At 62.0% G+C, this 25407-nt stretch carries 24 protein-coding genes; 12 read left to right on the top strand and 12 right to left on the bottom strand.

From position 1 onward, the window contains the following. Positions 1-273: 273 nt before the first annotated feature. Positions 274-2172, bottom strand: a complete 1899-nt coding sequence (locus NKH52_RS06395) for an ABC transporter ATP-binding protein/permease (protein ID WP_352728621.1) — start codon at positions 2170-2172, stop codon at positions 274-276. 599 nt (positions 2173-2771) lie between these two features. Between NKH52_RS06395 and NKH52_RS06390 the strand changes: the two genes are divergently transcribed. Continuing rightward, entirely contained in the window at positions 2772-3209 is a 438-nt protein-coding gene (locus NKH52_RS06390; RefSeq protein WP_352728623.1) for a hypothetical protein, read from the top strand. Positions 3210-3242: 33 nt separating this feature from the next. On the opposite strand, the gene NKH52_RS06385 is transcribed toward NKH52_RS06390, so the two are convergent. Both NKH52_RS06385 and NKH52_RS06380 read right to left on the bottom strand, forming a co-directional pair. Further along, entirely contained in the window at positions 3243-3923 is a 681-nt protein-coding gene (locus NKH52_RS06385; protein ID WP_352728625.1) for a DsbA family oxidoreductase, read from the bottom strand. A gap of 17 nt (positions 3924-3940) precedes the next feature. Then, positions 3941-5761: an extracellular solute-binding protein gene (locus tag NKH52_RS06380; RefSeq protein WP_352728627.1), complete on the bottom strand. Its 1821-nt coding sequence runs from the start codon at positions 5759-5761 to the stop codon at positions 3941-3943. 232 nt (positions 5762-5993) lie between these two features. Here NKH52_RS06380 and NKH52_RS06375 point away from each other — a divergent pair, with 232 nt between their 5' ends. Continuing rightward, entirely contained in the window at positions 5994-6623 is a 630-nt protein-coding gene (locus NKH52_RS06375; protein WP_027036590.1) for an invasion associated locus B family protein, read from the top strand. Between the two features lie 71 nt (positions 6624-6694). On the opposite strand, the gene hspQ is transcribed toward NKH52_RS06375, so the two are convergent. Further along, positions 6695-7018, bottom strand: a complete 324-nt coding sequence (gene hspQ / locus NKH52_RS06370) for a heat shock protein HspQ (RefSeq protein ID WP_023811879.1) — start codon at positions 7016-7018, stop codon at positions 6695-6697. Between the two features lie 125 nt (positions 7019-7143). Here hspQ and NKH52_RS06365 point away from each other — a divergent pair, with 125 nt between their 5' ends. After that, positions 7144-8106, top strand: a complete 963-nt coding sequence (locus tag NKH52_RS06365; protein WP_013531656.1) for an AEC family transporter — start codon at positions 7144-7146, stop codon at positions 8104-8106. On the opposite strand, the gene NKH52_RS06360 is transcribed toward NKH52_RS06365, so the two are convergent. Then, positions 8083-9294, bottom strand: coding sequence for a UbiH/UbiF family hydroxylase (locus NKH52_RS06360; protein WP_352728629.1), 1212 nt, complete (start codon positions 9292-9294; stop codon positions 8083-8085). The genes NKH52_RS06365 and NKH52_RS06360 overlap by 24 nt on opposite strands. A 71-nt stretch (positions 9295-9365) precedes the next feature. Here NKH52_RS06360 and NKH52_RS06355 point away from each other — a divergent pair, with 71 nt between their 5' ends. The 8 genes from NKH52_RS06355 to NKH52_RS06320 all read left to right on the top strand — a co-directional run bounded on the left by NKH52_RS06355 (position 9366) and on the right by NKH52_RS06320 (position 17661). Beyond that, positions 9366-10304 (top strand): DUF2182 domain-containing protein, encoded by a 939-nt coding sequence (locus tag NKH52_RS06355; RefSeq protein ID WP_352728631.1) that lies wholly within the window; start codon positions 9366-9368, stop codon positions 10302-10304. Positions 10305-10318: 14 nt separating this feature from the next. After that, on the top strand, positions 10319-10933 hold the full coding sequence (locus NKH52_RS06350; protein WP_352728633.1) for a DUF1326 domain-containing protein: 615 nt from the start codon (positions 10319-10321) through the stop codon (positions 10931-10933). Next, on the top strand, positions 10930-11748 hold the full coding sequence (pcsA, locus tag NKH52_RS06345) for a phosphatidylcholine synthase (RefSeq protein ID WP_023811884.1): 819 nt from the start codon (positions 10930-10932) through the stop codon (positions 11746-11748). The genes NKH52_RS06350 and pcsA overlap by 4 nt, the downstream gene beginning before the upstream one ends. A gap of 59 nt (positions 11749-11807) precedes the next feature. Beyond that, on the top strand, positions 11808-12785 hold the full coding sequence (locus NKH52_RS06340; protein WP_352728634.1) for a quinone oxidoreductase family protein: 978 nt from the start codon (positions 11808-11810) through the stop codon (positions 12783-12785). Between the two features lie 133 nt (positions 12786-12918). Next, a complete protein-coding gene (locus NKH52_RS06335; protein ID WP_352728636.1) occupies positions 12919-14496 on the top strand; it encodes an ABC transporter ATP-binding protein in 1578 nt (525 codons plus the stop codon). Next, a complete protein-coding gene (locus NKH52_RS06330) occupies positions 14493-15623 on the top strand; it encodes an ABC transporter permease (protein ID WP_352443144.1) in 1131 nt (376 codons plus the stop codon). The genes NKH52_RS06335 and NKH52_RS06330 overlap by 4 nt, the downstream gene beginning before the upstream one ends. Beyond that, complete coding sequence (locus NKH52_RS06325) at positions 15623-16543, top strand: ABC transporter permease (RefSeq protein ID WP_031213469.1); 921 nt, start codon at positions 15623-15625, stop codon at positions 16541-16543. Before NKH52_RS06330 ends, NKH52_RS06325 begins: the two co-directional genes overlap by 1 nt. Positions 16544-16593: 50 nt before the next feature. After that, positions 16594-17661: a BMP family ABC transporter substrate-binding protein gene (locus NKH52_RS06320; protein ID WP_352728638.1), complete on the top strand. Its 1068-nt coding sequence runs from the start codon at positions 16594-16596 to the stop codon at positions 17659-17661. Between the two features lie 46 nt (positions 17662-17707). Here the strand turns inward: NKH52_RS06320 and NKH52_RS06315 are convergent, their stop codons facing one another. The 7 genes from NKH52_RS06315 to NKH52_RS06285 all read right to left on the bottom strand — a co-directional run bounded on the left by NKH52_RS06315 (position 17708) and on the right by NKH52_RS06285 (position 24339). Beyond that, entirely contained in the window at positions 17708-18814 is a 1107-nt protein-coding gene (locus tag NKH52_RS06315; protein WP_352728640.1) for an acyltransferase family protein, read from the bottom strand. A 98-nt stretch (positions 18815-18912) separates the two neighbouring features. Continuing rightward, positions 18913-20226, bottom strand: coding sequence for a 30S ribosomal protein S12 methylthiotransferase RimO (gene rimO / locus NKH52_RS06310; RefSeq protein WP_127297176.1), 1314 nt, complete (start codon positions 20224-20226; stop codon positions 18913-18915). A 136-nt stretch (positions 20227-20362) separates the two neighbouring features. Beyond that, positions 20363-21025, bottom strand: a complete 663-nt coding sequence (locus NKH52_RS06305; protein ID WP_127297175.1) for a TerC family protein — start codon at positions 21023-21025, stop codon at positions 20363-20365. A gap of 173 nt (positions 21026-21198) precedes the next feature. After that, on the bottom strand, positions 21199-21606 hold the full coding sequence (locus tag NKH52_RS06300) for a DUF930 domain-containing protein (RefSeq protein ID WP_032909322.1): 408 nt from the start codon (positions 21604-21606) through the stop codon (positions 21199-21201). A gap of 56 nt (positions 21607-21662) precedes the next feature. Beyond that, a complete protein-coding gene (locus tag NKH52_RS06295; protein ID WP_127297174.1) occupies positions 21663-22361 on the bottom strand; it encodes a DUF2161 domain-containing phosphodiesterase in 699 nt (232 codons plus the stop codon). A gap of 98 nt (positions 22362-22459) precedes the next feature. Then, complete coding sequence (locus tag NKH52_RS06290; RefSeq protein WP_352728643.1) at positions 22460-23257, bottom strand: sterol desaturase family protein; 798 nt, start codon at positions 23255-23257, stop codon at positions 22460-22462. Positions 23258-23445: 188 nt separating this feature from the next. Beyond that, the gene (locus NKH52_RS06285; RefSeq protein ID WP_352728645.1) at positions 23446-24339 is read right to left on the bottom strand and encodes a LysR family transcriptional regulator; all 894 of its coding nucleotides are present in this window, start codon (positions 24337-24339) and stop codon (positions 23446-23448) included. Positions 24340-24492: 153 nt separating this feature from the next. On the opposite strand from NKH52_RS06285, the gene NKH52_RS06280 reads away from it, so the two are divergent. Beyond that, positions 24493-25146 carry a hydrolase gene (locus tag NKH52_RS06280; RefSeq protein ID WP_352728647.1) on the top strand — a complete coding sequence of 218 codons (654 nt, stop codon included), beginning with the start codon at positions 24493-24495 and terminating at the stop codon, positions 25144-25146. The last annotated feature ends 261 nt before the right edge of the window (positions 25147-25407 follow it).

Below are 25407 nucleotides of genomic sequence, written 5' to 3'. Positions count from 1 at the left end.
GAGACTGTGATCGCCGACCGCGCATCACGCGGCAAACCCAGTCATCGGGCAGGGCTATCGCATATGGATTCTTACGAAGAAGGACCCCCACCCTAACCCTCCCCACAAGGAACGCTGCCGCCTGCCTTTAATAGAAAAGACCGGCGATTCGCCTGAGGTGAGCGCCAACGGAAGTCTCCCTCCCCCTTGTGGGGAGGGGTTAGGGGTGGGGGTCCGTGCCGGGCAGACATCTCAGAAATTCTATGTGCGATAGCCCAGCGGTCCACCGGGACCCTATTTCTGCTTCAGCCGGCGCGAGAAACGCAGCCACTTGTCCTCGACCGGCCTTGGGGCCGGCAGTGGCTGCGCAAGGATGGTGGTGAGTTCGGCGGGCAGGGTTGGAACCAGCGGCTTCTTGGTGGCGACGCCGTCGGCGATCGCGACGATGCTGTGATAGAATTCGCTGCCGGACATCGATCGCGGCGCAACCGCCTCGTGCATGACGCTGATCACCGTGACATCGGGGCAGTTGTCCTTGATGGCCTGGTGGAAGGCGACCTTGCCATCGGGGTCGAGCGCGCCGGTCGCCTCGTCGAGGAACAGCAGCCCCGGCTGCTGCAGCACGATGCGGGCCACCACCAGCTTCTGTTTCTGGCCGCCCGACAGCACCTGGTCCCAGCTTTTGCCTTCGCGGCTTTCGTCGGCCATGTGCTCGATAAAGTCGCCGAGCCCCGCCTTGTGCAGCGCCGACGCCACCTGCGCGTCGCCATGGTCATGCTCGGAGCCGGGCAGGCAGACCAGTTGCTTCAGCGTCACCTGCTGCAGCTTGACCTCCTGGGCAGCATAGAAACTCTTCACGCCCTCGGGGAAGACGATGGTGCCGCGGCCATAGGGCCACAGGCCGTTGATCGCCTTGATCAGCGAGGTTTTGCCGCTACCGGATTCGCCTTTCAGGAAGGTCCACTCGCCGCGCCGGAAGCGCAGATTGGCGGCGCTGAGGAACGGCGTCGCATCCTCGCCCTGATGCGCCAGTTCGAGCTTCTGGATGGTCAGGCCGAAGACCGGGTTCTGGCTGGCATAGCGGAAGTCGGAGCGGCCTGTCTGGCTGTAGAACTCCTGCGGGTGCTGAACATTCTCGATCGCCTGCGCCAATTCGATGACGCGCTGGCTGTTGGCGCGCAACGTGGCAAGGGCAGGCATGACGTGGATGAACCACGAGCACTTGCTGATCAGCGCGTTGACCTGCTCAGAACCTGTTATGTAGCCCTTGAGGTCAAGGCCGTTGTGGATGAACGGCACCAGACCCGGTCCGTAAGCGACAACTTTGGCACCGACAAAATTATAGACCGATTCGAATCCCGCATAGACGGTGTTGACGATGTTGAACTTCGACCAGGTGCTATCGATGTCGAGATAGAGCCGGCCATGTATCGTCTTCTGCACGTCTTCGCCTTGCGAGGCCGCGACATGGAAACTGCGGCGCAATAACGTGATCAGTTCGCCGCGATAGCTGCCTTCAGCCTTCTGCATCCTGATGTTTAGCCACTCCAGCATTCCGCCGAGTTTCATCGCGATCCAAGTGTTGAAGGGGACGTAAATGGCGACCGCCAGCAGAGCAAGGGCGGCGCTGCCATAGCTTCCTAAAAACTCAAGTCCCTTCACCTCCACCGAGTTTTTCAGCAATGCGCCGCCAACAAAGTAGAACGAAGTGAAGACACCGAACACGCCCATAGCAAGCCCTATGGCGCCGCCTGTCATATCCTTGATCGATTCCTGCACGCGCTGGTCGATATTGTCGGGTGCTGCCGTGCCGGACGAGCCATGCTGGGCGTGGTAGTGCGTGTGGTTGGTGTCGAGTAGCGCCTCATTGAAGCGGCTGTTTAGCCAGCCGCGCCATTTGCGATGCAATGTCGCCGACACAAACTTGGAGGCACCTGTGATGCCCATGTCCTTGAGCACGACCAACAGCACAAGCAGGCCTGCATTGGTCAGCAGCGATTCAAGTGGGGTGGTATTCGCGGCGTCGTGGAAAAAAGCGATTGAGGTCGCTAGTTCACCCGCCGCCACGGTAAACCAGACGTCGGCTTTGCTGGAGAGCGCTGTCAGCAAGGCTATCACCAGCGTCAGCGTCCAGGCTTCCTTCCAGCGGCTCGAGAACCAGTAGGCCCGCATCAGGCCCCAGAAGCTGTGCATCGACGACACCGGCGTCAGAAGCGACCGCCCTGCGGCATCGCGAGGTGTTTTTTCCGGTACTGACTCTTGCGATGGTCTACCGACCCGAATCACGATCCCGCCCAAACCTTTTTTCTTTTGTTACGGATGGTAACACCAATTGATCATTTTCCATTAATTTAAAACCGGGCCGACCGGATTGCCCTGGCAGCCGTTGCCGTGAGGCAACAGATTACACGCTGAAATATAGCGACAATGGTGGGCATAAATCAGGGTATTGCGTTTGATTTCAAATGCTTGATCTGCAGACGCGCGACGCTGGTGCGGCTTCCCTTAGGGAAGGTTTTCACACGGTTTCGTGAACTCGAAATTGTAATAGACCGATCAGTTTTCTCACTACGGACGGCCCAGAGAGCTCGAAAATTTGCCGTTCGCGACTCGCCAGGCTTGCCGTTGTCGTCCTTGCCGGAGGCAGGACGTGACCGGAGAATCGGCCGATCGGCGCTTCCTTGTCGGATCGGCTGATGAACTGCGTTTGACAATTCATCCACTTGGGATTGAACCTTGCCTGGCATCGTCGACACTCATGCATATCCGGTTCTCCAACAAGGAAGCTCCCAATGCTTGCACGCGCGGCCGCAATCCTGTCCCTCTTCGCCTGGCTGCCCCTCGTACCTTTGGCGCATGCCGGCGGGCAGAGCATCCCGGCCGGCGCCGAAGGCCAGATCGAGTTCAACACGCCGTCCGGCAACATCGGCTGCATCTACACGCCCAAAGGCGGCACCGGCACCTATGAGCCAAGGGATGGCGGCCCGGAGCTGAGCTGCTCGCGCGTCGAGCCAAGCTACGTCACGATTATCCTGGGTCCGAAGGGGCCAGCCACTCTGATCAAGAACCCAGGCGAGCAGGGCTGCTGCAGCGATGTCGACAAGCTTGGCTACGGCAACAGCTGGAGCGCCGGGCCGTTCTCGTGCCAGTCGTCAACCAAGGGACTGACCTGCACGGCCACGAACGGCCATGGATTTTTCATCAGCAAGGCCAAGGCGACGGTGAAGTAACCTCTGCCGCTGTCGAGGAGAGGCCGGCCGGCCTCAGCCGGCCTTGTCCAGTTCGCCTCGCGCCTTGGCAGCCGCCACCTGGCGAATGGCATCGGCCAGCGTATCGGCATCCTGTGCGCCCATGACCGCGTATTTGTCCTCGATCAGGAAGCACGGCACGCCAGAAATGCCCATGCGCGACGCGGTGGCGATCTCGGTACGCACCGCCTCGACATCGGCCTCAGTCGGCAAAAGCGTGGCGACCACGGACGCATCCATGCCGGCCTCGCGCGCGGCTTCGACCAGCACGGCATGGTCGCCAATGTCAGCGCCTTCCTCGAAATTCAGCTGGAACAGGCGGCGCACAAGCCTGTTCTGAATGGCTTCGCCGGCGGCACCTGCCCAGCGGATCAGCCGGTGCGCATCCAGCGTGTTCGGCGCCACCTTGATGGCCTCGAAGGCGAAGGAAATGTCTTCCGCTTCGCCCAGCGGCTCGATGCGGGCGTGAATCTCGCGGATGCGCTCATCACTGCCGAATTTTGCCAGCATGTATTCGCGCCGGTCCTTGCCCTCGGGCGGAATGGTCGGATCGAGCTGGAACGGCCGCCAGCGGACATGCACGTCGACATCGCTGACGGCGGCGATCGCCTTGTCGAGCCGCTTCTGGCCGATGAAGCACCAGGGGCAGACGACATCGGACACCACATCGACGGTGATGGCCCTCAATTCGCTCATCTCGATCTCCTGATCCCTCAGTTGGGTTTACGCCACCATGTTGGCAGCTGATACCCGAATATGGGCGTCTTTTGCGGATGTTCCAGGTAGTTCCAGTAGGCGATCCATTGCTGCGTGTTGTACTGCATCGGCACCATGTAGTTGCCGGAGATCAGCAGCCGGTCGAGAACGCGAACGGCGGCAACATAGTCCTCCTTGGAGCGGGCGCGCAGCATCGCCTCGATTGCCGCGTCCACAGCCGGATCGGCGACGCCGGCGAGATTGAACGAGCCTTCCGTCCTGGCCGCGGCCGAACTCCAGCGCCCGCTCTGCTCGATGCCGGGTGACAACGAATTGTTGAAGCCGCTCGATCCGATCAGGACCTCGAAGTCGAAGCGCTGCTTGCGCGACTGGATCTGGTCGCCGTCGAGGCTGCGAATGGTGAGATCGATGCCGATCTTCTCCAGCGTGCGCTGGTAGATGCCGGCAAGGCGCTCCTCGTCCTGCGACGCGGTCAGGATTTCGAAGCCAAAGGGTTTGCCTTCGGGATCGAGCATCGTACCATTCTGCACGTGGTAGCCGACACTTTTCAAAAGATTGAAGGCTGCCTTCAGCACGCGGCGGTCCTGGCCCGATCCGTCGGTCACCGGCGGCCGCCATGTACCGTCCATGACATCGGCCGGAACGCGGCCGGGGTAGGGCGCCAGAAGCGCTTTCTCCCTGTCGTCGGCCGGATGGCCGAGCGCGGAAAGCTCGGAATTCTGCCAATAACTCATCGTGCGCGTGTATTTGCCGCCGAACAGGTTCTTGTTGGCCCATTCGAAGTCGTAGAGCATGCCGAGCGCGCGCCGCACGACAGGGTTGGCGAATTTCGGCAACCGCGTGTTGAACAGGAAACCGGTCACCACGGGCGGAATGCCGGTGTCGAAGGTTTCGGCAACCACGTCGCCCTTGTGGAAGGCCGGAAAATCGAGATCGCGCTCGCGCTTCACCGGATCGCTGTCGTCGTCGGTGGCGCAAAGGCCTTTCTTGAACGCTTCGAGCTTGGCGTTGGCGTTGAGGAAATACTCGATGGTGATCTGGTCGTAATTGTCGAAACCGCGCTTGGCCGGGACGTCCTTGCCCCAGTAGTCCGGGTTTCGCTTGAAGACGAGGCGTTGGCCGGGCTGCACCTGCGCGATCGTATAAGGGCCGCTGCCGATCACCGGCTTGAGCGTCGTCCTGTCGAAAGTCTCCTTGTCGAAGGCGTGCTTCGGGATGATCGGGGTCAGCGCGATGATCAGCGGGAATTCGCGATCGGCCTTGTCGTTGAAGGTGAAGCGCACGCTGTGATCGCCCGTCTTTTCGAGCTTGGCGACCCTGGCCATGCGATCGCTGTAAGGCGGTCGGCCTTTCTCGGTGTAGACGTCATAGCTGAACAGCACGTCCTCCGGCGTCACCGGCTGACCGTCCGACCATTTGGCCTTCGGATTGAGATGGAATTCGATGCTCTTGCGCTCCGGGTCCATGTCGGCGCTGTCGGCCAACAAACCGTAGAGCGTGAAAGCCTCGTCGGCATTGCGCTGCATCAACGGCTCGAAGACCAGATTGCCGAAGATCGTATCCATCATGCCGCGCGCCGTCGTGCGCAGGCTCTTGAGGATGAAAGGGTTCAGATTATCGAAGCCGCCGACGACGCAATAGGTGATCGAGCCACCCTTCGGCGCGTCGGGATTGACGTAATCGAAATGCGTATAGCCGGGCGGCAGCGCCGGTTCGCCCTGCATGGCGATAGCGTGCTTCGGCTCCGATGCGGCCGGCTGATGCGAAAGGGCGAGAAACGATATCCCGGTGATCAGCCAAACAACAACGCGGCCCATGACCGTCTCCTTACTGGGTCGGCTTGATGATTCGGTGTGCACCCTAGCATGAGGCGGCGGCGCGCCGGCCAACCGCGCGTTCAACAATTGCTGACGCCGGGCTGGATTCGGCCTCGCTTGCAGTGTAACACGCCCTCCGAAGTCATTCTGTTGCCTCATTTCGGCAACAGGTAGCTGGACCACACGGCACGAAGAAGCCGGTCCCGGGATCATTTGAGAGGAAGTGCACGACATGACGAGCCTGAACAGCAACGCGTACCGCCTGTCGGTCATGGCCGCTGGCGTGATCGGCTTTCTGGGTGCAGGACTCCCCGCCGCTTCCGCACAGCAGCAACAGCAGATTCCGCAAGGCTGGTTCAAGGCCTGCACCAAGCAGGAAGACGTCGACATCTGCAACGTCCAGAACATCACCACCGCTGGCAACGGCCAGCTGGTCACCGGCGTCAGCCTGATCGAGCTCAAGGGCAAGGTGAACCGCAAGGTGTTCCAGGTGACGGTTCCGACCGGCCGTCTGGTGCCTCCCGGCATCGGCCTGCAGATCGACACCGGCAAGGCGCAGAAGCTCGACTATGTGATTTGCTTCCCGGATCGTTGCGTGGCCGAAGTGCCGTTGACCGATCAGCTCGTCGCGGCATTCAAGAAAGGCCAGGCGATCACGCTGACTTCCGTCAATTTCCAGAACCAGCCCAATCCGATCAAGATCGCCCTGCAGGGCTTCAGCGGCGCCTATGACGGCCCGGCGCTGCAACAGTCGGACATCGAGGACCGGCAGAAGAAGCTTCAGGACTTCGTCGCCAAGAACAACCAGGATTTCGCCAAGAAGCTCAAGGAAGAGCAGGACAAGGCGAAGACCGCCAACTGATCGGCCGATATCGTCCGGCCAACAAAGAAGCGGGGTCATGCCCGCTTTTTTTGTGCCCGTCTCTCCGCGGGTTAGTGCCTTGACTGCCGTTTCGGCTGGTAGCCGCCGTCCGGCCTCTTGTCGAACATCTCCTTGATCTGCGGATGCCGGACTGGCTCACCCGACTGATCCTCAAGCAGATTCTGCTCGGAGACGTAGGCGATGTATTCGGTCTCCGAATTCTCGGCGAGCAGATGATAGAAAGGCTGATCCTTGCGCGGCCGAACGTCGGCGGGGATGGCTTCGTACCATTCGTCGGTGTTGGCGAATTGCGGATCGACGTCGAAAATAATGCCCCTGAATGGAAACAGCCGGTGGCGAACCACCTGTCCGATTGCGAATTTGGCTGTTTTCATCGTACTCACCACTGAATTCCTTGGGCTTATTTGGCGCAGACCGCGCATCAATTCAATCCCGAGGCGCTTGACGCCCTATCAAGCAACGGGCTAGCCCGGCGCCAAGGTTTCGGACCAGCATAAAAATGTCTGACGTCATCGGTCTTGTTCTTCCGTTCTTCGGCTTGATTTTTGTCGGGTTTCTCGTGGCGCGCATCACCAGGCAGCCGCTGGAGGCGCTCGGCTGGATGAACACGTTCATCGTCTATGTCGCGCTGCCTGCACTTTTCTTCCAACTGCTTGCCAAGACGCCGTTCGAAGACCTTACGGAATGGCGCTTCATCTTCGGTTCGGTCGTCTCGACCTTCATGATATTTTCCTTGATGTTCATGGGGTCGGTGCTGACCTCGCGCGGCGAGATAGCGCAATCGACCATCAAGGCGCTCGCGGCCGCCTATGGCAATATCGGCTATATGGGGCCGGGCCTGGCATTGCTGGCCTTCGGCGAGGAGGCTGCCGTGCCGGTCGCCCTGATCTTCTGTTTCGAGAACATCATGCATTTCGCCATCGCGCCCATGATGATGGCGCTGTCGGGCGACGAGAAGACCACTCCTCTCCGGCTTGCGCTGGGTGTCGTGCGCAAGATCGTGCTGCACCCGTTCATCATCGCAACCGCCCTGGGTGTCGGCGCCGCCTATATCGGCTTTCGACCGCCCGTGCCGGTGGAGCGATTTCTGGAATATCTTTCCCGGGCGGCCGCACCTTGCGCGCTGTTCGCCATGGGCGTCACGCTGGCGCTCAGGCCGCTCAATCGCGTCCCGCACGAGATGGTTCCGATTGCGGCGCTGAAACTGATCCTGCACCCGTTGCTCTGCTATGTCGTGCTGAGCTGGATCGGCAATTTTTCTGAGACATGGGTCTTCTCGGCGGTGCTTCTGGCGGCATTGCCGACCGCCACCAACGTCTTCGTCATCGCCCAGCAGTATGGCGTCTGGGTACAGCGCGCGTCGGCCAGTGTGCTGATCACAACCTGCCTGTCGGTCGTGACCGTCACCGGGCTGCTCTACCTGATCCGGCACAATATCCTAGCGCCGGACCTGTTTCCCTAACCCGCCAGCAAGCGCGGCAAAACCGCTGCCGGGACGAAGTCCCTCGCGCATGAAAAAAGCCCGAAGCGGCGCGAAGCCTCCGAGCACGCCGAGCCCGGCAACGCGGGCCATCTGCGCCGGCAGCATGTCGGAAAGCAGCGACATGTTGAGCAGGTTGACCGCGCTGCTGCGCGCCAGAATATCGGGGCGGCGCTTGAAATCGTAGGCTGCAAGCGCCTTGGCTGCACCTGGATCGGCTCTATTTTCACGAGCGATTCCAATTAGATCGTCGACGTCCCTGATGCCGAGATTGAGGCCTTGCGCACCAATCGGGGGAAACACATGGGCGGCTTCGCCGACCAGCGCCACCCGATCTCGGGCGAAACGCAGTGGCGTCACCGCCGAAAGCGGATAGATCTGCCTGCCCGGCTCGACCGTCACCCGGCCCAGCATCGACTGCATCTGCTGTTCGACCCGCTGAGAAAGCGTCGCATCGTCCAGTGCGGCGAGGTCGGTCGCGGTCTCGGGCTTGACCACCCAGACCAGGCTGGAGCGATTGCCGGGCAGGGGGACCTGCGTGAAAGGACCGGTTTCGGTGTGGAATTCGGTCGAGGTGAAGGCATGGTCGCCGCTATGGCCAAAATTGAGGACGAGAGCTGCCTGCGGGTAGGACCGGGCCGAGGTCGAGATGCCGGCCGCCTGGCGCGCCGGTGACAACCGCCCATCGGCGGCGACCGCCAGCGCCGCGTCGACCGTGCTGCCGTCGGACAGGACTGCACGGGCGCGCTCGGCATCGAGATGCCAGTTCGCCACCATCGACATCAGCCGGTCGATGCCGGCATGCGCGGCAACGGCGCTGGCGAGTGCCGGGTTGAGGACGCTGTTGGGAAGGTTCAGCCCGAACTGGTCCTCGTCGATCTCGCTGGCACGGAAGGTGACGACCGGGCTGCGGATCAGCCGGCTGGTGGCGTCGACGATGCGCATCACTTTCAGGGCCGCCGCCTTGGATTTGACGGCTTCGAGCACGCCAAGCCGGTCGAGCACTTTCAAGGCAGGGTTCATCAGAGCCGTCGTGCGGCCGTCGGGGGCAGTGGGCTCCGGCCCGACCAGCGTCACCGGGAAACCTTCGGCGGCAAAACCGAGCGCCGCGATCAGTCCTGCCGGCCCCGTGCCGGCAACCAGTATCCGCGCAGTTTGCTGATGCTCCAAGATCGGCTTCCGGCTTGCAAGGCGAGGCGGGTCCACCCGACCTGCCGTCCAATGAGCATATAGGTCAGATCATGCCGCTTGATCAACGCGGCGATTCGGCCCATTCGGATGTCATGACCGGCCAGCAGGACGACTTCAGCCATCTCGACCGCGCCGGCCGCGCCATGGCCGGCATCGCGCGCAATCCTCGCGTCACGGTGAACGTCGTTGTCGGCGCTTGCATCCTGCTGGCCTGGCTGTCTCTCGCGTCGATGGCGATCCGCGGGGCTGAAACTGGGATTGCGGGCATCAATGCCCCTGGCGACACGATCCTGCGCAGCCTGCCGCAACTGCCGCTGCCCGATTTCCTGGAACGGTTCTTTGTGCTGTGCCTCTCACCGGTGCCTTTGGACACAAGTCTCGGCTTGCAGGCCGGCGCGCTCGTTTTCATGTGGTTCCTGATGGCGATTGCGACGATGCTGCCTTCGGCCGCGCCGATGATCCGCACCTATTGCGAAATCACTGACACGGCTCGCATCAAGGGCGAACCGGTCGTTCACCCGCTGGTGCTGGTCGCCGGCTACCTCAGCGTCTGGCTCGCCGCTTCAATGATGTTCGCGGCGCTGACCTTGGCCGCCCATGCATTCGCCTCGTCAGGTGAGATGGTCGACCCGGTCGTCGGCATTGCCGGTGCGCTGGCGCTGCTGATTGCCGGCCTCTACCAGTTCAGTGGCTTGAAAGAAGCCTGCCTGACAAAGTGCAAGAACCCGTTTTCGATCCTTTTCGCGAATTGGAGTGCAAGGCCCCTCAGCATCTTTCGGCTTGGCGTCGCGCAAGGCCTGTGGTGCTTCGGCTGCTGCTGGGCGTTGATGCTGGTGATGTTCGCCGTCGGCGTCATGAACGTCTTCTGGATGGCGTTGATCGGGCTGTTCACCCTGATCGAAAAACAAACCGCCAGCAGGGTTCCAACCCGGCTGGCCGGTGCGATACTGCTTGTCTGGGCAGCCGCGCTGCTAGTAGTCTCGCTGTGAGTGGGGGAAAATCGATGGCAGACCAGAGCTGGGCGATGAAGGGAGAGCTCGTACTCTCCTGCAATTGCACGGTTTTTTGCCCCTGCGTGCTGTCACTTGGCAATCATCCGCCGACCGAAGGCTATTGCCAGACCTGGGCGGGGTTTCGCATCGATGCCGGCCATTTCGGTGAAGTCGATCTGTCCGGCCTCAATCTTGGGCTGGTCATGGAAATTCCCGGCTACATGAGCCGCGGCAACTGGACCGCGGGCCTGTTCATCGACAGCCGCGCCTCTGTCTACGCGGTCAAGGCGCTGACCAAGATCTTCACCGGCAAGGCAGGCGGAACCACATCGCTGCTCTCCATCCTGGTCGGCAAATTCCTCGGCGTCGAGCAGGTGCCGATCACCTATGAGACGCGTGACAAGACGCGTATATTCCAGATACCGAAGATTATCGACGGAGCGGTGACACCCATCCCCGGCAAGGACCGCGAGAAGGACACGGTGATCAGCAATTCGGAATACTGGATCGCGCCCGAGATCATCGTGGCCAGGTCCGACAAGAGCAAGATGCGGGCTTTCGGCCGCAACTGGAATTTCGCCGGCCGTTCGGCCGAAATCTGCAAGCTGGATTGGCGGGGCCCGTGAGCAAGAACACAACGGCCCGAAAAGCCGCCAAAAAGATCACGGACCGGATTCCCAGGCCGAAGAAGAAGGTCACCTGGCCACAGGCGAGGGCGTTCTCCGTCCACCTCTTGACCGCGTCGGGGTCGTTCCTGGCCTTCCTGTCGCTGGTAGCGGCAAGCGAAGAGCGCTGGACCGCAATGTTCTGGTGGCTCGGGCTGGCCCTGTTTGTCGACGGCATCGATGGGCCGATCGCGCGGAAGCTCGAGGTCAAGGAAATCCTGCCGACATGGTCGGGCGAACTGCTCGACAACATCATCGACTACGTGACCTACGTGCTGATCCCGGCCTTCGCGCTCTATCAGCGCGGCTTCATGGGCGAGGGCCTGTCATTCCTGTCGGCGGCGATCATCGTCGTCTCCAGCGCCATCTACTATGCCGACACCGGCATGAAGACGAAGGAGAATTTCTTCAAGGGGTTCCCCGTGGTCTGGAACATGGTGGTGTTCACCCTGTTCGTCATCGAGCCCGGACAATGGGTTTCGTTCGCGGTTGTGGTGGTGGCCGGCGTCCTGACGTTCGTGCCGATCAACTTCATCCACCCGGTGCGGGTGGTGCGGCTGCGGCGCATCAACCTTGGGATGACTCTCTTGTGGTGCGCTTTCGGCGCGCTTGCCCTGGCCCAGGCGGCACTCGCTGCCTTCTACGATCAGATCGGCGTGCTGGGCGAGCAGGTCAGCACCTTCACCAAGATCGGCATCACCATTACCGGGCTTTACCTTGCCTGCATCGGTGGCATCATGCAGTTCTTTCCCAATCTCGGTGCCAAAAAGGCCTGATCAGCCACTCCCACAGAGAGCCTAGCCCACAGGAAGCCTAGCCCACAGGAAGCCTAGCAATGTCCAAAGCGATCCGCATTCACGCCAACGGCGGCCCGGAAGTCCTGACCTATGAGGACGCCGACCCCGGCCAGCCGGGATCCGGGCAGATCCTGGTCCGGCACACCGCGATCGGCCTCAATTTCATCGATGTCTATCATCGCTCTGGCCTCTATCCGCCACCCGGCGGCTTTCCGCTCGTGCCAGGCAGCGAAGCCGCCGGCGTGGTGCTGGAGGTCGGCCAGGGCGTCGACTGGCTGAATCCGGGCGATCGCATCGCCTATGCGGTGACGACGGGGGCTTATGCGCAAGAGCGCGTCATCGATGCCAGCCGCGTCGTTAAGGTGCCAGATGGCATCAGCGACGAACAGGCCGCAGCGATGATGCTGAAGGGTATGACTGCGGAATATCTGCTGCGCCGGACGTTCAAGGTGAAAGCCGGCGACACGATCCTGTTCCATGCCGCGGCCGGCGGCGTTGGGCTTATCCTCGGCCAATGGGCAAAACATCTCGGCGCGACCGTCATCGGCACCGCCAGCTCGTCCGACAAGATCGAACTCGCCAGGGCGCATGGTTTCGATCATGTCATCAACTACAAGGAACAGGATTTCGTCGCCGGCGTCGCCGCCATCACCGGCGGCAAAAAATGCGATGTCGTCTACGATTCGGTCGGCAACGACACATTTCCGGCTTCGCTCGACTGCCTGCGGCCGCTTGGCATGTTCGTCAGCTTCGGCCAGTCATCGGGACCCATACCGCCGTTCAGCATGTCGTTGCTGGCACAGAAGGGCTCGCTGTTCGCAACAAGGCCGACACTGTTCGTCTACAACGCAAAACGCGAGGACCTCGACGCTTCTGCTGCCGCCCTGTTCGAGGTCGTGCTCAGCGGCGCGGTCGAGATCAAGATCAACCAGCGCTATGCGCTCAAGGACGCCGGCAAGGCGCATTCCGACCTCGAGGGCCGCAGGACAACAGGGACGACCATTCTCATCCCTTAGTTCGTTCTGCCTTGCTATCCCTTGAATTTCCGCTGAAATTCTTGAAGCTCTTTCAAGACGCGTGCCGCTTTCCGATGAGAGCCGGCCGCGCCTACCATGCTTGCGGGAACACAGAACATGTCTGGCTAACCAGATGGGAGGCACTGTGAGTGCAAATCACGACGGCACGAACCTGCTCGAGGTGCGTGGCCTCACCAAGATATTCGGCACGCTGACGGCGTGCGATCATATCGATCTCGACATCGCCAAGGGTGAGATCCACGCTTTGCTCGGCGAAAACGGCGCCGGCAAGTCGACGCTGGTCAAGATGCTGTTCGGCTCGCTGGAGCCCAATGCCGGCGAGATCTTCTGGAACGGCCAGGCGGTCAGGATCTCCAGCCCCGGCGTCGCCAAGAAACTCGGCATCGGCATGGTGTTCCAGCATTTTTCGCTGTTCGAAGCGCTGACCGCGGCCGAAAATATTGCCCTGTCGCTGGACGACGGCTCGCCGATCAGCAGCATCGCGGCGAAGGCGAGGGCGCTTTCCTTCAGCTATGGCCTGCCGCTCGATCCTGAATCGCTGGTCGGCGACCTGTCGGTGGGGGAACGCCAGCGCATCGAGATCATCCGCTGCCTGCTGCAGACCCCGCAGCTCATCATCCTGGACGAGCCGACCTCGGTGCTGACGCCGCAGGAAGCCGACAAGCTGTTCGAGACGCTGGAGCGCCTGCGTTCGGAAGGCAAATCCATCCTCTACATCTCGCACCGGCTCGAAGAGGTCAAACGCATCTGCGACCGCGCCACGGTGCTGCGCCACGGCAAGGTGGTCGGCCACTGCAATCCGCGTGAGGAAACAGCCTCTTCGCTGGCTCGCATGATGGTCGGCAACGAGGTGCAGGCCGTGGTGCGCGCGCCGGTCGAGGGCATCGACAAGGCGCCACCGCTGCTCGAAATCCGCAATCTCAATCGCAAACCGGCAACGCCGTTCTCGATACCGCTCAAGGGCATCAACCTGAACGTCCGCGCTGGCGAGGTGATCGGCATCGCCGGCGTCGCCGGCAACGGCCAGGGAGAGTTCTTCGAATCCGTTTCAGGCGAAGTGCTGCAGCAGAATGCCGCCTCGGTGCGCATTCGTGGCAAGGATGCGGGAGGCCTTAGCATCACCGGACGCCGACTGCTGGGCGCCGCCTTCGTGCCGGAGGAGCGCCTCGGCCACGGTGCGGCACCGCGCATGAAGCTTTCCGAAAACCTGCTGCTGTCGCGCCATGCCACCGACGGCAAGGCGTTCGTCGGTTCCGGCGGGATGGTGAAGAGCGGTGCCATCCAAGCCGCCTCCCAGCGCATCATCGAGGCGATGGATGTGCGCAAGAGCGCGCCGGATCCGGAGGCCGCGGCCCTTTCGGGCGGCAATCTGCAGAAATTCATCGTCGGCCGCGAGCTCGACCGCCGGCCGAGCGTCATGGTCGTGAACCAGCCGACCTGGGGCGTCGACGCAGGCGCCGCCGCTCACATCCGCCAGGCCTTGATCGAGTTGTCGCGCAACGGATCGGCGGTGCTGGTGATCAGCCAGGATCTCGACGAGCTGTTCGAGATATCGGATGCGATCGCGGTCATGCACAATGGCGAGCTGTCGAAGCCGATGCCGATCGCCGAGGCGACCTTCGAGAAGGTCGGCTTGCTGATGGGCGGCGCCGAACCAGGCCACGCCGAACACACGCTGGAGACGGCATGATGCGCCTCGAACTCGTCAAACGCCCGCAGCGTTCCATGCTGTTTTCGGCTCTGTCGCCGTTCATTGCCTTTGCGCTGACCATCATTGCCGGCGCCGTCATGTTCGCGCTGCTCGGCGTCAATCCGCTGACCGCGTTCAATATCTATTTCATCGAGCCGATCAGCCAGGTCTGGCAGTTGCATGAGCTGGCGATCAAGGCAGCGCCGCTCATCCTGATCGCCGTCGGCCTGTCGGTCTGCTACAAGGCCAACATTTGGAACATCGGCGCCGAAGGCCAGTTCATCCTCGGCGGCATTGCCGGTTCGATGATTCCGGTGCTGTTTCCGCAGTTCGAAGGTCCGCTGGTGCTGCCGCTGATGCTTTTGCTCGGCATGGTCGGCGGCGCGGCCTATGCCGCGATCCCGGCTCTGCTCAAGACGCGCTTCGGCACCAACGAGATCCTGACCAGCCTGATGCTGGTCTATGTCGCGCAGCTCTTCCTTGATTGGCTGGTGCGCGGACCCTGGCGCGATCCGCAGGGCCATGGTTTCCCGCAGACCATCCAGTTCAACGATTCGGCGGTGTTGCCGGAGCTGATGCCGGATGCCGGGCGGGCAAACTGGGGTTTTGTCTTCGCGCTGATCGCTGCGGTGCTGGTCTGGATCCTGATGAGCCGCATGCTGAAAGGTTTTGAGGTGCGCGTGCTGGGCTCGAGCCCGCGGGCAGGGCGCTTCGCCGGCTTCGGCCTCAACCGCATGGTCTTTTTTGCTTTCCTGCTGTCAGGCGCGCTGGCGGGACTCGCCGGCATCTCGGAGGTCTCCGGCGCCATCGGCCAGTTGCAGCCTGTCATCTCGCCCGGCTACGGCTTCACCGCCATCATCGTGGCGTTCCTTGGCCGTCTCAACCCGCTCGGCATCGTTGCCGCCGGCCTGGTACTGGCGCTGACCTATCTCGGCGGCGAGGCGGTGCAGAGCGCGCTCGGCATTTCCGACAAGGTGGCGCGGGTGTTCCAGGGCATGCTGCTGTTCTTCGTGCTCGGCTGCGACACGCTCATTCACTACCGCATCCGCGTGATCGGCCTGGCGCTGACCAAACCGGAAGGCGTGGCCAAACTCGAAGCCGCACCGAAGCTGAAGGAAGCCCGTTGATGGACATCACCGTAAACATCCTTCTGACCATCGCCACCGCGGCAACGCCGCTGCTGATCGCGGCAATCGGCGAACTGGTGGTCGAGCGCTCCGGCGTGCTCAATCTCGGCGTCGAAGGTATGATGATCATGGGCGCCGTCGGCGGCTTCGGCGCAACCTATCTCACCGGATCACCCTGGATCGGCCTTCTGGCGGCCATCGCCATGGGCGCGGTGTTCTCGCTGCTGTTTGCCGTCATGACGCTGTCGCTGGCCACCAACCAGGTGGCGACCGGACTGTCGCTGACGCTGCTCGGCCTTGGCCTGTCCGGCATGATGGGCACCAGCTTTGTCGGCCAGCCCGGCGAAAGGCTGCCCAACCTCTACATTCCCGGCCTGACGGAAATCCCTGTGGTCGGCAGGCTGCTGTTCGGGCAGGATCCGATCTTCTACATCTCGATTGCGCTCACCGCGGCCGTCATGTGGTTCCTGTTCAAGACCCGGACCGGACTGACGCTGCGTTCGATCGGCGACAGCCACACCTCGGCGCATGCGCTTGGCATCAAGGTGATCCGCTATCGCTACCTCGCGGTCATCTTCGGCGGCGCCTGTGCCGGTCTCGCCGGCGGCCATCTCTCACTGGTCTACACGCCGCAATGGGTCGAGAACATGAGTGCCGGCCGCGGCTGGATCGCGCTGGCGCTGGTGGTGTTCGCCTCCTGGCGGCCATGGCGGGTGCTGGCCGGCGCCTACATCTTCGGCGCGGTGTGGATCGGCCAGCTTCATGCACAGGCTTTTGGCATTCCAGTGCCCTCGCAGTTCCTTTCTTCGCTGCCCTATCTGGCAACCGTCGTGGTTCTCGTTCTAATCTCGCGCAACAAGCGTCTGACGATGATGAACACGCCGGCTTCCTTGGGGCAGCCATTCGTTCCGGATCGTTGACAATAAAAACAAACGGGAAGCTCCAAGGCTTAACTCAGAGAGGTAACACAATGAAAAAACTGCTTATTGCCCTGATGACCACGACCGCCGCCCTATCGCTGGCAGCGACGGCCGAGGCGGCGGACAAGCTAAAGGCTTGCTGGGTCTACACCGGCCCGATCGGCGACTTCGGCTACTCCTACCAGCACGACCAGGGCCGTCTCGAGGTGGAGAAGGCGCTCGGTGACAAGGTCGAGACCGCCTATCTCGAAAACGTCTCGGAAGGCCCCGACGCCGACCGCGCTTTCGAGCGCCTGGCTCGCGAAGGCTGCAAGATCATCTTCGGCACCTCGTTCGGCTTCATGGACCCGGAAGTGAAGGTCGCCAAGAAATTCCCGAAGGTGATGTTCGAGCACGCCACCGGCTACAAGACCGCTGACAATCTCGGCATCTACAATGCGCGTTTCTATGAAGGCCGCTATGTGCTCGGCCAGATCGCCGCCAAGGAATCGAAGGCCGGCGTTGCCGGCTACATCGTTTCCTTCCCGATCCCCGAAGTGGTGATGGGCATCAACTCCTTCATGCTCGGCGCACAGTCGATCAACCCGAACTTCAAGGCCAAGATCGTCTGGGTGAACTCCTGGTTCGATCCGGGCAAGGAAGCCGACGCCGCCAAGGCGCTGTTCGACCAAGGCGCCGACATCATCGTCCAGCACACCGATTCGACCGCTGCCCTGCAGGTGGCCGAGGAGCGCAAGCTGCACGGCTTCGGCCAATCCTCCGATATGATCAAGTTCGCGCCGAACGCGCAGCTGACCTCGCTCACCGACGAATGGGGGCCCTATTACATCAGCCGTGTCCAGGCCGCCCTCGACGGCACCTGGAAGCCGGACAATGTCTGGCTCGGCATCAAGGACGGCGCGGTCAAGCTCGCCCCCTACACCAACATGCCCGACGACGTGAAGGCGCTTGCCGAAGCCACCGAGAAGAAGATCGCCGGCGGCTGGAACCCCTTCACCGGGCCGATCGCCAAGCAGGACGGCACGCCATGGCTGAAGGACGGCGAAGTCGCTGACGACGGCACGCTGCTCGGCATGAATTTTTATGTGAAGGGTGTCGACGACAAGCTGCCGCAGTAAGCAGCGCAAGAGATCGAAATGAGGAGGGCGCCGCGAGGCGCCCTTTTCATTCGGCGGGCTGTGCCCCGGCAGAGACGCGGCGAAATCGCGCCAGGCCGGCATCAACCGCGCGGCCGAGCCAAACCCTGAGCAGCCGCTGCGCGGGTCGTTCGCAGCTGCGCCAGATCGCCCACGAAACGAAGATCATCACCCCGACGCAGCCGAAGGCGGCAAGCCATTTGCCGATCAGGGGGGCAGCGGCATTGATGGCCAGATAGCCGATGTCCTGGTGCAGCAAATAGAGCGGATAGGTCAGCCCGCCCAGCGCCAGAGTGAGCCCCGATGCCCTGACACGGTCGCGCAGCAGCACCGCGCCGATCAAGGCCGCGTGCATGACGACGTTGGCGACGACGAGATTGGCCGAGGAGACGGCAATGCCGTAGTGGCCGAGCATCCAGCGCTGCGTCACCGACAGCGTGCCGCAGGAGATCAGGAACGCGGCGGCAAGCAGCAGCATCGCAGGCAGTGAACGGCCATGAGCATGCAGCTGGTGGACCAGCACGCCGGCGGCGAAGAACGGTCCGAACTCGGTGATGAACAGCAGCCTGGCAGCGCCGCTGCCGATGAAGAACTCGTTCAAGGCCGAGATCGCCAGCCAGATGAAGATCAGCTCTAGCTTGCGTCTCTGAAACAGCCCGGTGAGCAGCGCCAGCGTTACCCAGCCGTAGAACACCAGTTCAAGAACGATCGACCAGTAGACGCCGTCCATGAAGGGCTGGCCGAACGCCGGCGCGAACATCGACAGATTGGCGGCATACTGAACGAAAGAGGCCGAAAGCAGCGGTGACCCGACGAGGAAGACGATCGCGAAGGTGATCGTCATGCAGAGCAGGAAGCCCGGATAGAGGCGAACGAACCGCGCGACCGCAAACTGGTCCCAACTGCGGTTTTCCGCCGACCAGGCAATAACGAAACCGCTGATCAGGAAGAACAGATTGACGCCGAGATAGCCGTAGAGGGCGAATGGTGCGGCAAGCGGATAGCCTTGCGCAAGGTAGCCTTCGGCGGCAGCGCCGCGAAAGAAATAGTGGAAGAACACGACGGCAAGTGCTGCCGCCAGCCTGAGCAGGTCCAGCGTCGCGATGTAATTTTGTTCCGCAGGTCTGGTGTTCATCCGCATTTTCCGCATCTACGGTCAGCAGACCATAGAGCGTATCGCGGCTGAGCGGGTTAAGACGGCTGAACTATCGCCAGATGTAGTAAATACGCGCGTCAGACCGCCGAACCATAAAGGTCATAAGCGTCGGCGCGGTCGATCTTGACGGTGACGATGTCGCCTTGGCGCAGCGGGCGGCGCGACTGGATGTGCACCGAGCCGTCGATCTCGGGCGCGTCGTATTTGGTGCGGCCCTTTGCCGACGTGCCGCGCGCCTCGTCGATCAGCACCGGCAGGCGCTTGCCGACCTTCCTGGCCAGCTGTGTCGCCGAAATCTTCTGCTGGCGCTGCATGAAGCGGTGCCAGCGCGCCTCCTTGACCTCTTGGGGAACCTGTTCGAGACCGAGATCGTTGGAGCGGGCGCCCCGGACCGGCTCATATTTGAAGCAGCCGGCGCGGTCGATCTTGGCTTCGTCGAGCCAGTCGAGCAGCATCTCGAAATCGTCATCCGTCTCGCCGGGGAAGCCGACGATGAAGGTGGAGCGGATGGCCAGATCAGGGCAGACCTCGCGCCAGCCGCGAATGCGCTCGAGCGTCTTTTCGCCGTGTGCCGGCCGGCGCATGTTCTTCAACACCTGCGGCGAAGCGTGCTGGAAGGGGATATCCAGGTAAGGGAGGATCTTGCCCTCTGCCATCAGCGGGATGACGTCGGCGACATGCGGGTAGGGGTAGACATAGTGCATGCGCACCCAGATGCCGAGCTTGCCCAGTTCCTCGGACAGATCGAGGAATTTTGCGCGCACCTCACGGTCGCCGAACATCGACGTCTGGTACTTGATGTCGATGCCGTAGGCGCTGGTGTCCTGTGAGATCACCAGGAGTTCCTTGACCCCGGCCTTGGCCAGTTTCTCGGCCTCGCGCAGCACATCGGCCGCCGGCCGCGAGACGAGGTCGCCACGCAGTGCCGGAATGATGCAGAAGGTACAGCGGTTGTTGCAGCCTTCGGAAATCTTAAGATAGGCGTAGTGGCGCGGCGTCAGCTTGACGCCCTGCGGGGGCAAAAGATCGACATAAGGGTCGTGCGAAGGCGGTGCGGCCTCATGCACGGCGGCCATCACGCTCTCATAGGCCTGCGGCCCGGTGATCGCCAGCACATTGGGGTGCTTTTCACGAATGACGTCCGGCTCGGCGCCGAGGCAACCGGTGACGATGACCCGGCCGTTTTCCGAAAGCGCGGAGCCGATGGCGTTGAGCGACTCGTCGCGAGCGGAATCGAGAAAGCCGCAGGTGTTGACGACGACGAGGTCGGCGCCGTCATGTTTGCGCGCGATTTCGTAACCTTCGGCGCGCAGGCGCGTGATGATGCGCTCCGAATCCACAAGGGCCTTCGGGCATCCAAGACTGACAAAACTCACGCGAGGAGCGGACATAAGGGCTTTCCGGGCTTTTCAGGATTGCCGGCGCAGTACCACACTTATCGCGGCATTGGTATGGGCAGGGCCGCGATGCGGCAAAACGCACGGCGATCTTGCTTCCACTGAGTGAAGACGCGGATGTCCGCCAGCCTCAGCCGACCGCACCGTTTACATGTGGCCAGACTTCCACCGCGCCACGATAGACCATGTCCAGCGCGACATAGAGTATGATCAGCAGGCCGACATAGGCGATCCAGCGGTGGCGATGCAGCAGCTTGGCAATGAAAGTCGCGGCCAGCCCCATCAGCGCGATCGACAACACGAGGCCGATGACCAGCACCGGAAAATGATCGCGCGCCGCTCCAGCCACCGCCAGCACGTTGTCGAGCGACATCGACACATCGGCGACGACAATCTGCAAGGCAGCCTGGCCAAGGGTCTTGCGCTTCGACTTGCCGGCGACCGCCTGGTCGCTGTTGAGGTCCGAATTCGACAGCGCCTCGGTCGCTTCCAGCTCATCGGCATGCGACGTGCGCAGCTCGCGATACATCTTCCAGCAGACCCACAGCAGCAGGATGCCGCCGGCCAGCAGCAGGCCGACGATCGCCAGCAGCTTGACGGTAATTGCGGCAAAACCAATGCGCAGCACCGTTGCCGCAATCACGCCGATGAGGATCGCCTTCTTGCGTTGGTCAGCCGGCAGGCCGGCAGCGGCAAGGCCGATGACGATCGCATTGTCGCCGGCCAGCACGAGGTCGATGGCGATGACCTGGAGCAGGGCGGTCAGGCTGGCAGCGCTGAAAAAAATGTCCATCGACCGGAAGCCCTTGCTGATTTTGCCGAGTGTTCGTCGATTATCCAGAGGCCCTAACTTGGTGGTCCCTTGGCGTCAAGGGATCACGCGTGGCGCCGTCACCGAAGCATCGTCACGATCCAAGGCTCGCGGCACTCGCCGACAGCCAGGCAAAACCAGTGGCCGATCGCAAATCAATCGTAGAGATTATACTTTGCCCAGTCGGCTTCCGGAATCTCGTCCCCGATCCGGTAGCGGAGCTGCAAAACTTCCATATGGTCCGGTGCGGTCTGGCACTTGAATTTCAGCCGGTACCACTGCCCCTTGCTGCGAAACGCAGCACCCGGGCTCTTGATGGCATCGGCACCCATCTCGGGCGTGGCGAAGGCGTAGGCGACGACGCGATCGGCTTTGAACTTGCGATCGTCATGGGTGATGCGGTCGAGCACTTCGGCGTCGCAACGCTGTTCAAGACGGGTTTGGGGATCGAGTTTCATCAGACCGGCGCGCAATGCATTGTCCATTGCGCTGGCTGGAAAACTCAGTGTCACTGACGCCAAGGCGGTCATGCAGAGCTTCTTCATGGGCGGGACAAGCAACATATTTTGTCGGAGAAATCAACCGAGCGGACCGCCGCGAGCACCGCCGGAATCTTCAATCATATGGCCGGTGCGTTCAAAATTGCGTGTCGGGATTCGTCGTGCGATGCCTGCGGCCAACGGACCAAAGAGGCACGGCCGGCATCCGTAAGATCGTACAGGCCGCGGTCGACGCGCGCGAACCAGCCATAGACATTGTGCTGCAGTATCTTGGACGCGATCGGCGTCACCGCCTTGAGATCACGCGGTCGCCTGGGTCCGTCCACCATGGCGGCAGCGCAGGCGAGGGCGCTTTGACGATAGGCCGTCATGATCGGATTGCGCGATCCTCCTCCGGCAACGGGATCGCCGCGACGGCGCTGGTGCTCGTCGACCAGGCGAGAGCGCCGGCGGGCATTCTTGCGCGGCGCCAGCGCGATCGGGCTGAGAAGCACCTCGACCCTGTCCGTCGCGGTCACGCCAAGCAGGCCGAAACCAAGCCGGCGGCAGAGATTGCGGAACCTGGCATCGCTTTCGCGTCCCTTGCCGCGAGCCGACATGCGTGCGGCCAGCCACACCTCGTCGCAGGCCGCCGCGCGATCGACACCTTGCAGCACCAGTTCAAGATTGAACTGCAGCTTCAACTCGCAGATGACGACAACCGGCGGCTCCCCCTCGCGCAATGCAACAACATCGCAGCCGTCGATCTCGCCTTTGACGACAAAGTCGAGGCTTTCGAGGAACCGCTTCACCGGCGCATAGAGTGAGGTCTCGTTCATGCCTCGAAGGTTTAGCCGATTCGAGGCGAAAAGCCTTCCCGTTCGGCGTTCTACGGCTCGAAAGGGGACCGGCGTGGATGCCACCGTCGGGCCAGCCGTCAGGCTTCGGTGTTCGGCACCGCCCGGCTCGGCAGCCTCCTGCGGCGCAGGAGCGGATAGCCGATCTGACCGAAATAGGTGGAAGGGATCGGATCGTCGACGCCGTACTTGTCCGGCACCTTGTCACCGGTGGGATTGTAGGTGCCGAACAGCATGTCGAGGAAAGGCAACTGCCCGGCGAAGTTCTTGTCATAGGCTTCGCGCTGGTTGGCATGGTGCCAGCGATGGAACTGCGGGCTGGCGATCAGCCACTTCAAGGGGCCGAAGGGTATCCGCATGTTTGAATGCACAAGCAGCGTATGTCCAAGGTAGATAGTCGAAAAGACGGCGATCGACGCTTCCGAGAAGCCGAGGAAAAAGATCGGCGTCAGCGATATTGCCTTTGTGACGATGGCGTCGACGGGATGATTGTGGAAGGCCCCAAGCCAGTCGAGTTCCTCAATGCCGTGGTGAACGGCATGAAACTTCCAAAGCGCGGGGATTTTGTGGAAGGCCCGATGTGTCCAGTAGACGCCGACATCGGTGATCACGATGATTTCGGCAACCTGCAACCAGACGGGCTGGCCGCTGACGGCCTGCGTTATCGCTTGCGGGACCAGGAGTGCCGCGGCACCGAGCGCGCCTGCCGCCATCATGACGATGGCCAGCTTTATGATGAAGCCGTTGAACAGCAGATAGATCAGATCGACAGCGAAACCCTTGCGGAAGATCTTCTGCGGCCGCTCGGCAAACAGATGTTCGAACGGAATGAAGATCAGCGCGCAGATCAACAGTGCCTTGATGCCGAAGATATCCATCGATTCGCCTCTGCTGCCGGCGCGCCGCCTGCTCCCTCAAGAAGAAACACATCTCCCTTTCCAAAGGCTGAAGGCTCTGAAAGAGCGCTGACGCGCGGAACGTGCGAGCAATGTCGCCGAAAGCGACGGCTCGGAGTAATGGGACCGTCGAACGCGGTTCCTTGACAAGGCTTCGAACCGTTCGTGTCCTAGCCGTCAAGACCCCAAAGATCCGGGTTGCGTTTGAAATACTCAACCAGCATCTCGGTGAGCACACGCACTTTCCGCGCAGGATGCTGCCCTGGCGGGCGGACGACATACGCAGCTCCCGGAGGTACCGGATAGCGGGTCATGATCGGGATCAGCGCGCCGGAGGCCACATATTCATGTGTAATGCAATCGGGGAGCCAGGCGATGCCGAGACCTGCCACCGCCGCCGCGGCAAGCGCCGTGGCGCTGTCGGCCTTGAACCTGCCCTGCGGCTGGACTGTAACAATCTTGTCGCCATCCATGAACTGCCAGGCTTCCGTTCCCTGCATGATGGCCTGATGGGTGACGAGTTCGTCCGGAGTCTCGGGTGACGCGTGCGCTTTGATGTAATCCGGGCTCGCGACAAGCTTTCCATGGATCGGCCCGACGCGCTTCGCGATCAGGTTGGAGTCCTGAAGGTAGGCGCCCCTGATCGCGCAATCGAAACCCTCTGCGATGAGATCGACGAAGCGATCGCTGTAAGAAGTATGGATGTGAAGCTTCGGGTGCAGGCGCGCCATTTCCGCGAGCACGGAGGCGAAATGGGTCGCGCCGAAAGTAAGCGGCATGGCAACCCTCAGGCGGCCGCGCAGCTCACCGGTGGGGAGGATCGTTTCCCTGGCCGTATCAATCTCCGCGCTGGCTCGGGCCGCATGGTCTCTGAACGTGATTCCCGCTTCTGTGAGCGCGGCACCGCGGGTCGTTCGTGCAAGAAGCTGGACGCCAAGCTCCGCCTCAACCCGAAAGAGCCTGCGACTGACGATTGATTTGGAGACGCCGAGCTGGCGCGCGGCGGCCGATACGCCCCCGGCATCGGCCACTACGACGAATGTCTGTAGATCTTCGATGTCCAATTCGGCGTTCCTCGTTTCGCGACACAGCTTGCCTGATTATGGCACTATCGCATCACCAAAAGGAACAGCAAATTGCGTTCAGGCAACGTCGCCCGCTGGCGCATGTCTCCCGAAAAACCCACGCCGTCCAGGCGGCAGAGAGAGGAAGTTCTTATGACCTTTCGTAACGGCCTTGATTCACTTCTTCGCCCCGAGGATTCGGTCCTCGTTCTGATCGACCACCAGCCCTACCAGCTCTCGAACCTGAACAGCCACGATCCGCATGCAGTGGTCAACAACTCGACGGCCTTGGCAAAGGTCGCAAAGGCCTTCGGCGTCCCCACCATCCTGACCAGCGTCGTTGCCGATCGGGGCGGCCTGATCTTCCCCCACATCACCGACGTATTTCCCGGCCAGGAGGTCATCGACCGGACGTTCATCAACACCTGGGAAGACAGGAAGGTCGTGAACGCGGTCAAGGCGACCGGCCGCAAGCAGCTCATCATCGCCGGCCTGTGGACCGAGATCTGCGTCGCCATGCCGGTTATCCAGGCGTTGGGCGAAGGCTGGGACGTCACGGTCATCGCCGACGCCTCGGGCGGCACGTCGGTCGAAGCGCACGAGGTCGCCATCCAACGCATGATCGCGGCCGGCGCAAACATGATGACCTGGCTGGCGCTGGCATCGGAGTGGCAGCGCGACTGGGCGCGTACCGAGCACGTCGGCGAGCTGACGGAAGTGCTCAAGCAGCACGCCGCTGGCAGCGGCATCGCGTACCTCTGGGAGCAGCAACTGCTCAACACGCCTGTGCCGAGCACCGCCGGCTGAACTGGGTGGGGTGACGAAAGCGTTGAGCGATCCAGCGCCAACATGCTGAGCCGGGTCACCCCCGCCCACAAGACGAGCCGCCTGAATGCAGGGCGGCCGGCCGTCATCAACGATCACTTCCTCCATCCATTGGCCGCGACTACAGTCGGCGCAGCCTGGCTATCTATCGCCTCATTGAAAGGACCATGGAGATGTTCGGCGGAGCGCTTCCGAGCGGAAATGGACGTCATCTATCCGAACTTCAAAGTCAGCCTGACGCAA

Origin of the sequence: Mesorhizobium sp. M1066, from assembly GCF_040318635.1 — a bacterium.
In the GTDB taxonomy this organism is placed as follows: Bacteria; Pseudomonadota; Alphaproteobacteria; order Rhizobiales; family Rhizobiaceae; genus Mesorhizobium.
Note: the sequence above shows the minus strand (reverse complement) of the source record. Positions and strands in the feature narration are given on the sequence as shown.

Coding starts and splice junctions, on each gene's coding strand:
- NKH52_RS06315 (WP_352728640.1), bottom strand. CDS start 18,814: ATGAACACCAGACCTGCGGAACAAAATTACATCGCGACGCTGGACCTG.
- NKH52_RS06340 (WP_352728634.1), top strand. CDS start 11,808: ATGTCCAAAGCGATCCGCATTCACGCCAACGGCGGCCCGGAAGTCCTG.
- NKH52_RS06280 (WP_352728647.1), top strand. CDS start 24,493: ATGACCTTTCGTAACGGCCTTGATTCACTTCTTCGCCCCGAGGATTCG.
- NKH52_RS06375 (WP_027036590.1), top strand. CDS start 5,994: ATGACGAGCCTGAACAGCAACGCGTACCGCCTGTCGGTCATGGCCGCT.
- NKH52_RS06330 (WP_352443144.1), top strand. CDS start 14,493: ATGATGCGCCTCGAACTCGTCAAACGCCCGCAGCGTTCCATGCTGTTT.
- NKH52_RS06355 (WP_352728631.1), top strand. CDS start 9,366: ATGCCGCTTGATCAACGCGGCGATTCGGCCCATTCGGATGTCATGACC.
- NKH52_RS06320 (WP_352728638.1), top strand. CDS start 16,594: ATGAAAAAACTGCTTATTGCCCTGATGACCACGACCGCCGCCCTATCG.
- NKH52_RS06325 (WP_031213469.1), top strand. CDS start 15,623: ATGGACATCACCGTAAACATCCTTCTGACCATCGCCACCGCGGCAACG.
- NKH52_RS06300 (WP_032909322.1), bottom strand. CDS start 21,606: ATGTTGCTTGTCCCGCCCATGAAGAAGCTCTGCATGACCGCCTTGGCG.
- NKH52_RS06385 (WP_352728625.1), bottom strand. CDS start 3,923: ATGAGCGAATTGAGGGCCATCACCGTCGATGTGGTGTCCGATGTCGTC.
- NKH52_RS06365 (WP_013531656.1), top strand. CDS start 7,144: ATGTCTGACGTCATCGGTCTTGTTCTTCCGTTCTTCGGCTTGATTTTT.
- NKH52_RS06395 (WP_352728621.1), bottom strand. CDS start 2,172: ATGCACAGCTTCTGGGGCCTGATGCGGGCCTACTGGTTCTCGAGCCGC.
- NKH52_RS06305 (WP_127297175.1), bottom strand. CDS start 21,025: ATGGACATTTTTTTCAGCGCTGCCAGCCTGACCGCCCTGCTCCAGGTC.
- NKH52_RS06290 (WP_352728643.1), bottom strand. CDS start 23,257: ATGGATATCTTCGGCATCAAGGCACTGTTGATCTGCGCGCTGATCTTC.
- hspQ (WP_023811879.1), bottom strand. CDS start 7,018: ATGAAAACAGCCAAATTCGCAATCGGACAGGTGGTTCGCCACCGGCTG.
- NKH52_RS06295 (WP_127297174.1), bottom strand. CDS start 22,361: ATGAACGAGACCTCACTCTATGCGCCGGTGAAGCGGTTCCTCGAAAGC.
- rimO (WP_127297176.1), bottom strand. CDS start 20,226: ATGTCCGCTCCTCGCGTGAGTTTTGTCAGTCTTGGATGCCCGAAGGCC.
- NKH52_RS06335 (WP_352728636.1), top strand. CDS start 12,919: ATGGGAGGCACTGTGAGTGCAAATCACGACGGCACGAACCTGCTCGAG.
- NKH52_RS06390 (WP_352728623.1), top strand. CDS start 2,772: ATGCTTGCACGCGCGGCCGCAATCCTGTCCCTCTTCGCCTGGCTGCCC.
- NKH52_RS06350 (WP_352728633.1), top strand. CDS start 10,319: ATGGCAGACCAGAGCTGGGCGATGAAGGGAGAGCTCGTACTCTCCTGC.
- NKH52_RS06380 (WP_352728627.1), bottom strand. CDS start 5,761: ATGGGCCGCGTTGTTGTTTGGCTGATCACCGGGATATCGTTTCTCGCC.